Here is a 12,545-nt window from a genome sequence, read left to right as displayed (position 1 = left end):
CGAGAACTCTTTGGGAACGTCCACTGCTGCAGGCTTAGCCTGCTGCAAAGAGAACATCACCCCAAACGGCAAGTGTGGTGCAGAAGCAGACTAAAGAACCGAATGCAGCAAAATCACGAGCGATGTGAAACATGTCACCCTCCAACCTTTGACCGTTGTGCAAAAAGAATATGTTCTAATTTTGTTCTCTTTGCAAGCTCTTTTTGTTCCCCTTGTCATGAGGCTAATCAAAATTAGAGAAAACTTGTAGTTTTTGCTTTGTTCCCGAAGTCAATCAGTGAGCTGATCCGCCGCCTTATCCGCCGCAACCGCTACGAGTTAGACACCTAAAGGTCTTGAACCAAACCGTCCTGAAGCGTGATTGCGCGATCCATCCGTCCGGCAAGTTCCAGGTTATGCGTGGCAAACAACGTGGCAACACCCGAGGCACGAACCAGAGCCGACAAAGCGTCAAAGACATAGTTCGCTGTGTTCGGGTCGAGATTTCCTGTAGGTTCATCCAGCAGCAGTATCCGAGGGGCATTTGCGACCGCCCGAGCAACCGCGACCCGTTGTTGTTCCCCGCCTGAAAGTTCCGAGGGCCGGTGTTTACCGCGTTCTCCTAGCCGCATGTAATTCAACAGCTCATCCGCCCGTTCTGCTGCAACCTTGCGCGGCAGACCTCGGATCATCTGCGGCATCATGATGTTTTCCTGCGCAGTGAACTCTGGCAGCAGATGATGAAACTGGTAGACGAATCCAATGTCATTGCGCCGGATGGCCGTGCGCTCGTCGTCAGACAACTCCGCGCAATTGATGGGTCCAAGAAAGACATTGCCATCGTCCGGGCGCTCCAGGAGACCTGCAATATGCAGTAACGTCGATTTGCCTGTGCCTGAAGGCGCTACCAGGGCGACCATTTCACCGGCTTCTATTCGAAGATTTGCCCCCTTCAGGATATGCAGCTGGCGCTCGCCTTCATCGAAGCTGCGAACGATTCCGGAAAGTTCCAGAGCAGCAGGAGCAAGACCGGGTGTGCGGCGCGGATCAACAGCCATGTTCATCTCAAGCCTCCCTATTCGTACCGGAGCGCTTCTACCGGATCGAGCCGCGCCGCGCGCCAAGCCGGGTAGAGGGTCGCCAAAAGAGACAGCGCCAGGGCCATGACCAGGACCGTAATGGTTTCTCCGCTGTCGATTTCAGCTGGAAGCTTCGACAGAAAATATAGTGTGGGATCGAACAGCTGAGTGGAAGTGAGCCAGGACACGAATTGGCGGATGCTTTCGATATTCAGGCAAACGATCAGGCCGAGAACAAAACCTGCCAGCGTCCCGACGCAGCCGATACTCGCACCCGTGATCAGAAAGATCCGCATGACCGACCCCCGGGTCGCGCCCATCGTCCTCAAGATGGCAATGTCCCGCCCCTTGTCCTTCACAAGCATGATCAGTCCGGAAATGATGTTCAGCGCCGCGACGAGAACAATCAGCGTCAGAATGATAAACATCACGTTCCGTTCCACTTCCAGCGCTGAAAAGAAGGTGACGTTCCTCTGGCGCCAGTCGGTCACGAAAGTTGGTCTTTCCGCCGCTTCTTCAAGAGCTTTGGTCATGACACCGACATTGTCCGGATCAACGACATAGACTTCGATTCCGGTCGCCTTGGTGTCCATGTTGAAATAAGCCTGCGCTTCTTCCAAAGGCATGAACAGGAAGGTGGAATCATATTCGCTCATGCCGATCTCAAAGATCGCGGTGACCGGATAGGCCTTGAGACGTGGAGTGACCCCCATCGGCGTAACGCTGCCGCGAGGGGAAATGATGGTGATGTTGTCACCGGTGGTGATACCGAGCTGCTGCGCCATCCGCGATCCGATCGCTACACCTTCTCCGGCATCAAACCCGTCCAGCGAGCCCGATCTGACGTTGTTGGCAATCAGGGGAATGCGTCGCAGGTCGCTTTCATAGACGCCCCGGACCAGCGCGCCGAGGTTGCCGGCAGGTCCAGACACAAGCGCCTGGCCTTCAATGAATGGTATCGCGCTGACGACATCCGGAACGCCTTCGAGCCTGGCCGACACAGCATCATAATCCGTCAGCGGCATGTCGATCGGCTGCACCAGCATGTGACCGTTGATACCGAGGATTTTGCCGAGCAGTTCGGAACGAAAACCGTTCATCACCGCCATCACGATGATAAGCGTCGCAACACCCAGCATGATACCGGCGAAAGAGAAGCCTGCGATCACGGAAATGAAGGTTTCACGCCGCCGGGATCTCAGATACCGACCGGCAATCATCCATTCGAAGGCGGAAAAAGGGCGTGTAGGCGCCGCGGGCTTCTGACCATCGTCAACGTCTACAGTGTTTGCCGCTGTCATTGTCCATCCACTTCAGCAATGCCCAATCGGTCGCAGTGTCCGCGACCGAATCCCCGCCCCGAGGATCACCGGACTTGATTAGTCCGTCAATGCCGTCGTCAGTTTGTTCAAGGTGGCTTCCGGAGAAAGCATTTCCTTTTCCCCAGTTGCTCGATCCTTGACCTCCAGGACGCCGTCTTTCAGCCCACGCGGCCCGGCAACAACCTGGAACGGCAGACCGATCAGATCCATGGTGGCAAACTTGGCCCCTGCCCGAGTGTCCGTATCGTCGTAGAGAACTTCGATTCCGGCTGCTTCCAGCTTGGCATACAGATCCTCGCACGCCGTGTCCGTCAGATCATCACCTGGCTTCAAGTTGACGAGACCAACATGGAACGGAGCAACCGACTTCGGCCAGATGATTCCATTTTCATCATGATTGGCTTCGATCAAGGCACCAAGAAGGCGGGAAACACCCACACCGTAAGATCCCATGTGGACCGGAACTTCCGTGCCTTCGGCAGTCGCCACTTTCGCACCCATCGGCTCCGAATATTTCGTGCCGAAGTAGAATGTCTGGCCCACTTCGATCCCGCGAGCGACAATCCGCTTGTCCTCAGGTACAGACGCCTCGAAAGCAGCCTTGTCGACAACGTCTTCGGTCGCCGCGTAGTGAGAGGTCCAGTCCTTGACGATCGGGCTGAGGTCGCTGTTGAAGTCGACGTCTTCGCCAGGGGTCTCCTTGCTCAGGTAATCGGCGTGGCAATAGACTTCGCTCTCCCCGGTGTCCGCCAGAACGATGAACTCGTGGCTGAGATCGCCCCCGATTGGACCGGTTTCCGCCCGCATGGGAATAGCCGTCAGGCCCATTCGCTTGTACGTGCGCAGGTAGGCGACAAACATCCGGTTATAGGACTCAACAGCGCTCTCCTGGTCCAGGTCGAAGGAATATGCGTCCTTCATCAGGAATTCGCGGCCACGCATGACTCCGAAGCGCGGACGAACCTCGTCGCGGAACTTCCACTGAATGTGATAGAGGTTCAGCGGCAGATCCTTGTAAGACCGCACATAGCCGCGGAAGATATCCGTAATCATCTCTTCGTTGGTGGGACCGTAAAGCATATCGCGCTCGTGGCGATCGGTGATGCGAAGCATCTCCTTGCCATAAGCGTCGTAACGGCCGCTTTCGCGCCACAGGTCAGCGGACTGAATGGTCGGCATGAGAAGCTGAATCGCCCCTGCGCGCGCCTGCTCTTCTTCGACGATACGTTCGATCTTGCGCAGAACCTTGTGACCAAGCGGCAGCCAGGAGTAGATCCCCGCCGATTGCTGCCGGATCATTCCGGCGCGCAACATCAACCGGTGTGAAACAATCTCTGCCTCTTTGGGGGTTTCCTTAAGAATGGGCAGAAAATATCTGGAAAGACGCATGAATATTCTCTCAATTTGCGCGAAACCTGTTTGGTGCGCAGTCAAAGCGCAAGCTGAAGCCAAAAACAACCCCTTTGCGCATCAGGCGTGGTCTTTTGCAGAATTAGCCGGAAAATGCGACTGAATCGAGGGAAATTCAACGTTTCAACACCCGACGTTTCAACCGGCAAAAGGTCATTGGTTGTACCTATCAAATGTCAAAAAAATTGGGCATGCAAAAAAAATCAAGTCGGGTGCGACAAATAGGTGACAAGTGCAAAACAATCAGCTAGGTTTCGTCCTCATAACAAAAAGATGCCTTGGCAGAAATGCCAAGTAGCTCAAGAACATCGCGGTCTGAGTCTTGGGAGGAAGGACCCTCTGGCGCACCTTCGGTTCGCAGCCGCCCAACCAGGTTGTAACACCAACCGGTAAGGGATTGGGGTCAGTTTAGACGCGGAACTTTTTAAAGGCAGAGCTTGGCTCTGCCTTTTTTGTTTTCAGGCAAATAAACACTACGTTGCAAACTCCGGCTTTTCCCGGCCCGAAACTATCCGTTCGGCTGGCTGTAACTGTCGCTTGGCGGATTGAAGAACGGGATGTCATCCAGACCATATCCCGACTGACGCAACAACAGAAACGCTGAAAACACGATCGTTGTCACGATAGTGGTAATGACAACAACCTTCAGAAATCGGGGACGCTCCGGTGCGCTCGGCTCGGATCCGGGAATCACGTCTCCCGCTTCCTCCTGAGTACGACGCATACCGAAAGGCAGTATCGCAAACAGAATGATCCACCAGAGCATGAAATAAACGGCCAGGCCGAACGCCACGGACATGCTTTCTTACGCCTCTTCCAACTCGGTCAGTGTGCCCAGGAAGTCTTTGGGATGCAAAAACAGGACTGGTTTGCCATGGGCACCGATCTTGGGCTCTCCATCTCCCAGCACACGCGCTCCATCGGCTAGAAGCTTGTCGCGTGCCGCAATGATGTCGTCCACTTCATAGCAAACGTGATGGATACCACCCGAGGGGTTTTTCTCCAGGAACTTCAAGATGGGAGAATTGTCGCCAAGGGGTTCAAGCAGTTCGATCTTGGTGTTCGGCAAGGTGATGAAAACCGTGCTGACCCCGTGATCCGGCTGTTCTTCCTTGGCAGACACTTCGGCACCGAGAGTGTCGCGATAAACGGCAGTCGCAGCTTCAATGTCCGAAACCGCAATCGCGACGTGGTTAAGCCTTCCGATCATCAAAATTCCTCCGCATGGGACGGTCGTTCCAACCGTCCGGCTGACTATATCTGGGTCACCATCACCTTGCAGAGCGTCTTCTTGCCCCAGACGTCCAGGATCTCTGAACGCGCTGCCCGCCGGGCCGCCTCACCGACAAGGTCCTTGTCCTTGCGCCTTGCCTTGGGAATGCTTGTCACGGCTCCGATGACTGCCTTGATGACAATGTCTTCCATCGGTTCGCCCTCGTCATCCGTGTCAGGAAGCCCCAGCAGCGTGACTTCAGGATCCGACAGCAACTCCCCTGCCCGGTTGACCACAAGCGCAACAACAGTTGCGCCCGCGAATGACAGTTTGCGCCGTTCCTTGACACCGGTCACTTCCGGATCATCAAGAATTTCGCCATCTTTTACCAGAATGCCGAAAGGTGCTTCGTCGATGATGCCGGCTTTGCCCGCTGTCAGGTTGATGATGTCCCCGTTCTTGCCGCGTACCACCTCAGGAACACCCTGCTCCTTCGCAAACGCAGCATGAGCGGCAAGATGCAACGGTTCTCCATGCACGGGAAGCACGACTTTCGGCTTTGCCACTTTGTATAACTGTTCAAGCTCACCGCGACGTGGATGGCCCGACACATGCACGAGTGCATCACGGTCCGTTACGATGTTCACATCCTTGTCGGCAAGATTGTTCAGGACTTCGCCAACTGCCTTTTCATTGCCGGGAATGGTCCTGGACGAGAAGATAACCATGTCGCCTTTGGACAGGCCGATGTTCCGATGATCGCCCGCTGCAATTCTTGCAAGCGCAGCCCTGTTTTCACCCTGAGACCCCGTACAAAGAAGAACTGCCTTTTCGCGCGGAAGGTAACCGAAGGCCTCTTCATCGTGAAACGGGCGCAGTCCTTCCAGATAACCGAGTTCCCCGGCCACATCGATCACGCGGTGCATCGACCGTCCGACAACCACCACGTCGCGATCATTGGCGGCAGCCGCCTCGGCGATGGCTCGAATGCGCGCCACATTCGATGCAAATGTCGTTACAGCGATCCGGTGCTTGGCAGAGGCCATCACTTTCTTCAACTCTTCGGCGACATCTGCTTCGCTCGGGCTGACGCCGTCCCTGACGGCATTGGTGCTGTCGCACACAAGCGCCATCACACCTTCACGGCCCAGTTCTGCAAGCCTATCCATATCGATCGGCAGGCCGACGCCCGGCGTCGGATCGATCTTCCAGTCGCCCGTATGCAGCACAAGTCCTGCAGGGGTCCTGATCGCAAGCGCACAAGGTTCCGGAATCGAGTGCGCCATTGCGACGAACTCGATGTCGAAGGGACCGATCTGGTGCCGTTCGCCCTGATTGACGATCGTAACCGGTACCTCTTCCGCCCCAGGTTCGCTCTCGGTTTTCGCCGCCAGCAGTCCTGCCGTGAAAGCCGTCGCATAGACCGGCACCTTCAGATAGGGCCATAGGTGCAGAATGCCGCCATAATGATCTTCATGGGCATGGGTGATCACCATGCCGACGATGTTGTCGACTTCCTCTTCCAGAAACTTGATGTCCGGCACGACGACGTCGATGCCAGGTAGTTCCGGGCCAGCAAAGCTCACGCCGCAATCGACAATCAGCCAGCTTCGATCATCTTCCGGCCCAAAGCCGTAGAGACCGAGATTCATGCCGATTTCACCGACGCCGCCAAGCGGCAGGAACACTATGTCGTTCTTATCTGTATTGGCCGAAGCCATGGATTACTCCTTGAAATCTCTTTCAAGCGAGTGTCTAGCCGTGATTGTCCGACAGAAACACATCGCCCGCATAAATGGTGCGCTGGCGGCCGTCATCCTGCTTGAGGACCAGATGGCCGCGCGCATCCAGATCGGCAAATATGCCGCTAATTTCTCCTTGAGCGGTCTTGACCTTGATCTCCTTGCCAAGGTGAGCCGCCCTTTTCAGCCATTGTTTTCGGATGGACTGAAATCCACCCGGCTGACACCAGTGAGCAAGCTGCTCCGCCACGGATGCAGCCAGGGCCTCAAACAACCTTCCAGCCGTCACCTGAAAGCCGAGGCTCCTGAGATCAGTTGCCTGATAGAGTGTGAGAGGCGGATGAGATACGCAATTCACGCCAAATCCGATGACCACGGCCTGGCGGCCATCATCCAGCACTTCCGCTTCCAGAAGAATTCCGGAGAGCTTGGCACCATTGACCAGAAGGTCGTTGGGCCATTTCAGGTCCACCAATTGGAGCGTCCCGGCTGCTTTGTCAACGGCATTGGCAAGCGCAACGGCTGCCGCGAGAGGCAGCTCTCCGATCCTTTCCGCCGGTTGAGGGTCGATCAGCAGGAGGCTGGTGAAGAGGTTCCCCGTGGGCGACGACCAGTCCCGTCCCCGCCTGCCACGTCCTTCCGTCTGCAGGTCAGCGCGGATCCAAAGCTGCCCGGGATGACCTGCGCGGGCGCGATCAAAGCAAAGCGTATTGGTTGAACCAACGCTCTCATGCTCTTCATAGCGAAAATCCGGCGCACCAGGCGCCGGACGTTCCAGGTTTCTATCTGTCATACGATCGATCAGAACAACGACTGGGCCGCTGCACTTGCAGCATTTATCACCTGTCCGGGCGCCAACCAGAAGAAAATCACGAAGACGCTCGACAGGCCGAGAACCACCTTCAGCTCCATCGGCATGGCTTCAAAACCCTCGACCGGTTCGTCGAAGAACATGACCTTGACGATCCTCAGGTAATAGTAAGCGCCGACAACCGACATCAGCACACCGATGATCGCCAACGGGTAAAGCCCGGCTTCAACGGCAGCCACAAAGACGTACCACTTGCCGAAGAAACCGACCAATGGCGGAATACCGGCGAGCGAGAACATCAGCAAGGCAAGGAGGATAGCCATCGGCAAGTTGGTCTGAGAAAGACCCGCCAGATCGTCAATCTCCTCAAACATGCCGTCCTTGCGACGCATGGACAAAATGCAGGCAAACACTCCGAGAGTCATGCTGAGGTATGCAGCCATGTAAAAGATGACGCCCTCGACACCTGTCTGTGTGCCCGCCGCAAGTCCCACCAGTGCGTAGCCCATATGACCGATGGAAGAATAGGCCATCAGCCGTTTCAGGTTGCGCTGCCCGATCGCAGCAAAGGCACCGAGTGCCATGGAGGCGATCGAGACGAATACGATAACCTGCTGCCAATCACTCGTGACCGGCTGGAAGGCTTCAATGACAATCCGAACCAACATGCCCATTGCGGCAACTTTGGGAGCCGCTGCCAGGAAAGCGGTAACCGGCGTCGGCGCGCCCTCATAAACGTCAGGGGTCCACATGTGGAACGGGACAGCCGAAATCTTGAAGGCGAGACCGGCCAGAATAAAGGTAAGGCCGATGATCAGTCCGATGGAGGCACCTTCCACTGTCAGTGCATTCGCGATGCCCGCGAAGGAGACCTGCCCGGTGAAGCCGTATACCAGCGACATGCCGTAAAGCAGCATGCCGGAAGACAGTGCACCAAGCACGAAATACTTCAGGCCGGCTTCCGTTGACCGGACGCTGTCACGGTTGATCGCGGCAACGACGTAAAGCGACAGGCTCTGCAGTTCCAAACCGAGATACAATGCGATCATGTCGTTCGCAGACAGCATCAGCATCATGCCGAGGGTCGCCAGGACAATCAGGATCGGATACTCGAAATGATCGAATGACTGGCTCTTGGCATATGCCCAGGACATCGCGATCGCGAAGAACGAACCGACCAGAACGAGCAGCTTCAACAGATAGGCAAACTCGTCCAGCACGAAGGACCCGCCGAACGTATCTCCGTAAGCCGGAACGAAAAGCAGAACCAGGAAGGTGCCGCCAAGAAGCCCCATGGCACCGCCGAAGACGGCATAGCTGACACCCTTGCCGCCAAAGGCGCCAACCATCAAAAGGACCATTGCTCCGAGGGCCAGGATGATCTCCGGAAGGACCGGCATGAGATCTGGCAATTGGGTCATGTCTGACATAGCTCTGTCTCGTCCTCGAAACCTTAGTGAGATGCGGCAGCTGCTGCTGCGTGCTGGGTGACCCCGGCCGCGTCAAGCGCTGCAACATAGTGATTGATGAGATTGTCCACCGCGCCCTGCGTCACATCCAGGATCGCCATCGGGTAGAAACCGAAGAAAATCGTCAGGACGATCATCGGGATCAGGATCACCTTTTCCCGCAGGTTCAGGTCGAGGATCGACTTGAGGCTCTCCTTCTCCAGCGCACCGAAGACCACGCGGCGATAGAGGTAAAGCGCGTAGGCCGCCGACAGGATGACACCGGAGGTCGCAAAGAACGCCACCCATGTGTTGACCTGGAACGCTCCCATCAGTGTCAGGATTTCCCCGACAAATCCGGACGTTCCCGGCAGGCCGACATTGGCCATAGTCAGGATCAGGAACACCACCGCGTATTTCGGCATTCTGCTGACCAGACCGCCATAAGCGGCAATCTCGCGCGTATGCATCCGGTCATAGATTACTCCAACGCACAGGAAGAGCGCGCCGGAGACAATACCGTGGGAAAGCATCTGGAAGATACCGCCCTGCACACCCTGGTGGGTCATCGTGAAGATACCCATCGTCACATAACCCATGTGTGCGACGGAGGAATAGGCAATCAGCTTCTTGATATCTTCCTGAGCAAGCGCCACGAGCGAGGTGTAGATGATCGCCACCACGGAAAGGGTGTAGATCATCGGCGCGAACAGGTCCGATGCAATCGGGAACATCGGCAGCGAGAACCGCAGAAAGCCGTATCCGCCAAGCTTCAGGAGAACACCCGCCAGGATCACGGAACCTGCCGTTGGCGCCTCAACGTGCGCATCCGGCAACCAGGTGTGTACGGGCCACATCGGCATCTTCACTGCAAAGGAAGCGAAGAAGGCCAGCCATAACCACGTCTGCATACCGGATGGGAACGAATGAGCGAGCAGCTTCTCGATGTCGGTCGTGCCGGCATTCCAGTACATCGCCATGATCGCAATCAGCATCAAAACCGAGCCGAGCAGCGTATAGAGGAAGAACTTGTAGGATGCGTAGACGCGGCGCGCGCCTCCCCACACACCGATGATCAGGAACATCGGGATCAGGCCGGCTTCGAAGAAGACGTAGAACACGACCAGATCGAGAGCACAGAAGACACCGATCATCAGCGTTTCAAGCACAAGAAACGCGATCATGTATTCCTTGACGCGCTTCTGAACGCTTTCCCAGGAGGCAAGCACGCAGAAGGGCATCAGGAACGTCGTCAGGATAACGAACAGCACCGAAATGCCGTCCACACCCATACGGTAGCTGATGTTCCCGCCGAGCCAATCGCGGTTTTCCACGAACTGGAACCCGGGATTGGCGTAGTCGAAGGCCCACCAGATAACCAGCGACAGCAGGAAGGTGAACGCGGTAGTCACCAGCGCGACCATCCGGATGTTTTTCTTGCTGCCCTCGTCATCTCCCGGAACAAGGAGGATGAACAGCACGCCGATGAGCGGCATGAAGGTTGTGAGTGACAGAATTGGCCAGGCAATCATTAGTGTGCACCCCCGCCGGTGCCGGCACCGGTGAACATCGACCAGGTGATGAGCGCAGCCACACCGATCAGCATCGCAAATGCGTAGTGATAGAGATATCCGGTCTGCAGTTTTACAACCCAGGTCGTGACGTTCTGGACGCGGGTCGCAACACCGTTCGGCCCGAAGCCGTCAATCACGGTGCCATCACCCTTCTTCCAAAGAACTCGGCCAAGCCACATTGCAGGACGGACAAAGAGGAAGTCGTAGATCTCGTCGAAATACCACTTGTTGAGCAGGAACTGATAGAGACCGTGATGGCGCTCCGCCAGCCGCTTCGGCATTTCTGGTGAGCGAATGTAGAACACATATGCAACCAGAAAGCCGACAACCATCATGACGAAAGGCGAGACCCTCACCCAGGCAGGCACTTCATGCATGGCATGCAGTACATGCAGGTCAGCGAAGGCCGGCAGAGATTCGCGCCAGAAGGCGTTATACGCTTCTTCCGAGTAGAAGAACGAATTGTAGAACACCATGCCGGCGAGCACAGCGCCAACCGAAAGGATGATGAGCGGCACGGTCATGACAAGTGGTGATTCATGGACATGTTTCATGACATCCACCGGTGCGCGCGGCTTGCCGTGGAAGGTCATGAAAGTCAGACGCCAGGAATAGAAGGACGTCAGCGCCGCCGCGATCACGGTCAGCCAGAAGCCGTAGAGCGCCATTGGATTGGCGTGCTCAATCATTGAACTGCCAAAAGCTGCTTCGATGATGCCATCCTTGGAAACAAACCCGGCAAATCCGAGATGGGTGAACGGAATACCGACACCGGTCAGCGCAAGCGTGCCAATCATCATTGTCCAATAGGTGATCGGGATGTGCTTGCGAAGGCCACCCATCTTGCGCATGTCCTGCTCGTCAGAAACGGCGTGGATTACCGATCCCGCGCACAGGAACAAGAGCGCCTTGAAGAAGGCGTGCGTGAACAGGTGGAAAATACCGATGGAATAGGCACCAACTCCGAGCGCGACGAACATGTAGCCGAGCTGAGAACAGGTCGAATAGGCGATCACGCGCTTGATATCGTTCTGTACCAGACCGACCGTCGCAGCAAAAAACGCGGTTGTTGCACCGAAGAACACGATCACGGCCAGCGCGGTGTGGGAAAGCTCCATCAGCGGCGACAGGCGCGCCACCATGAAAACACCTGCGGTCACCATGGTCGCCGCATGGATGAGTGCGGACACCGGGGTCGGGCCTTCCATCGCATCCGGCAGCCAGGTGTGCAGCAGGAACTGCGCAGACTTGCCCATCGCTCCCATGAAGAGCAGCAGGCAGATCACGGTCATCGCCGTATGCGAATCAAGCTGATAACCGAGGAACGTCAGTGCATCGCCGTGACCTTCCACGAAGGACGGGGCATCGTTAAAGATCGTGGTAAATTCGATGCTCTGGAAAACATAGAAGACACCGAAGATGCCGAGCGCAAATCCGAAGTCACCGACACGGTTGACGACGAATGCCTTGATTGCCGCCGCGTTTGCAGATGGTTTCTGGTACCAGAAACCGATCAGAAGATAGGAAGCTAGACCAACCCCTTCCCAGCCGAAGAACATCTGCAGCAGGTTGTCGGCCGTCACCAACGACAACATCGCAAAGGTGAACAGAGAAAGATAGGCAAAGAAGCGCGGCCGGTGCGGATCGTGATGCATGTAGCCGATCGAATAGACATGTACCAGCGCGGAAACGGTGTTGACCACGACCAGCATGACAACAGTCAACGTGTCTATTCTCAGTGACCAGGAGACCTTCAGGTCACCGACATTCATCCACTGGAAGAGATCGTATGTTCCGGCCTGCGAACCGCCGAGCCAGAAGCCCAAGAATGCGACCCAGGACAGCAGCGCGCCAAGGATCACCAGTCCGCTGGTGATGTACTCACACGCCTTGTCACCAATGGCACGGCCGAACAGGCCGGCAATCAGGAAGCCGATAAGCGGCAGGAACAGGATTGCGGAATACAT

The 12,545-nt window shown here is 56.2% G+C and carries 10 protein-coding genes; all 10 read right to left on the bottom strand.

All coding sequences use genetic code 11. The features are described 5' to 3' along the window. Positions 1–326 precede the first annotated feature (326 nt). Entirely contained in the window at positions 327–1,043 is a 717-nt protein-coding gene (locus tag ABLQ08_RS14445; RefSeq protein WP_352943492.1) for an ABC transporter ATP-binding protein, read from the bottom strand. A gap of 11 nt (positions 1,044–1,054) precedes the next feature. Continuing rightward, on the bottom strand, positions 1,055–2,359 hold the full coding sequence (locus ABLQ08_RS14440) for a lipoprotein-releasing ABC transporter permease subunit (protein WP_352943490.1): 1,305 nt from the start codon (positions 2,357–2,359) through the stop codon (positions 1,055–1,057). Between the two features lie 78 nt (positions 2,360–2,437). Further along, positions 2,438–3,769 (bottom strand): proline--tRNA ligase, encoded by a 1,332-nt coding sequence (proS, locus tag ABLQ08_RS14435; protein WP_352943488.1) that lies wholly within the window; start codon positions 3,767–3,769, stop codon positions 2,438–2,440. A gap of 529 nt (positions 3,770–4,298) precedes the next feature. Beyond that, positions 4,299–4,589, bottom strand: a complete 291-nt coding sequence (locus ABLQ08_RS14430; protein WP_352943487.1) for a DUF1467 family protein — start codon at positions 4,587–4,589, stop codon at positions 4,299–4,301. A gap of 6 nt (positions 4,590–4,595) precedes the next feature. Beyond that, positions 4,596–5,000, bottom strand: coding sequence for a methylmalonyl-CoA epimerase (gene mce, locus ABLQ08_RS14425; RefSeq protein WP_352943485.1), 405 nt, complete (start codon positions 4,998–5,000; stop codon positions 4,596–4,598). A 44-nt stretch (positions 5,001–5,044) separates the two neighbouring features. Then, positions 5,045–6,724, bottom strand: coding sequence for a ribonuclease J (locus ABLQ08_RS14420; protein ID WP_352943483.1), 1,680 nt, complete (start codon positions 6,722–6,724; stop codon positions 5,045–5,047). A 34-nt stretch (positions 6,725–6,758) separates the two neighbouring features. Then, entirely contained in the window at positions 6,759–7,538 is a 780-nt protein-coding gene (locus tag ABLQ08_RS14415) for a biotin--[acetyl-CoA-carboxylase] ligase (RefSeq protein ID WP_352943481.1), read from the bottom strand. Between the two features lie 8 nt (positions 7,539–7,546). Further along, the gene (nuoN, locus tag ABLQ08_RS14410) at positions 7,547–8,986 is read right to left on the bottom strand and encodes an NADH-quinone oxidoreductase subunit NuoN (protein ID WP_417714915.1); all 1,440 of its coding nucleotides are present in this window, start codon (positions 8,984–8,986) and stop codon (positions 7,547–7,549) included. 23 nt (positions 8,987–9,009) lie between these two features. Then, positions 9,010–10,536, bottom strand: coding sequence for an NADH-quinone oxidoreductase subunit M (locus tag ABLQ08_RS14405; RefSeq protein ID WP_352943479.1), 1,527 nt, complete (start codon positions 10,534–10,536; stop codon positions 9,010–9,012). Continuing rightward, positions 10,536–12,545, bottom strand: a complete 2,010-nt coding sequence (nuoL, locus tag ABLQ08_RS14400) for an NADH-quinone oxidoreductase subunit L (protein WP_352943477.1) — start codon at positions 12,543–12,545, stop codon at positions 10,536–10,538. The genes ABLQ08_RS14405 and nuoL overlap by 1 nt, the downstream gene beginning before the upstream one ends.

This window comes from Roseibium sp. SCP14 (genome assembly GCF_040329475.1).
Lineage (GTDB): Bacteria > Pseudomonadota > Alphaproteobacteria > Rhizobiales > Stappiaceae > Roseibium.
This window is presented reverse-complemented; position numbering and strand designations above follow the sequence as displayed.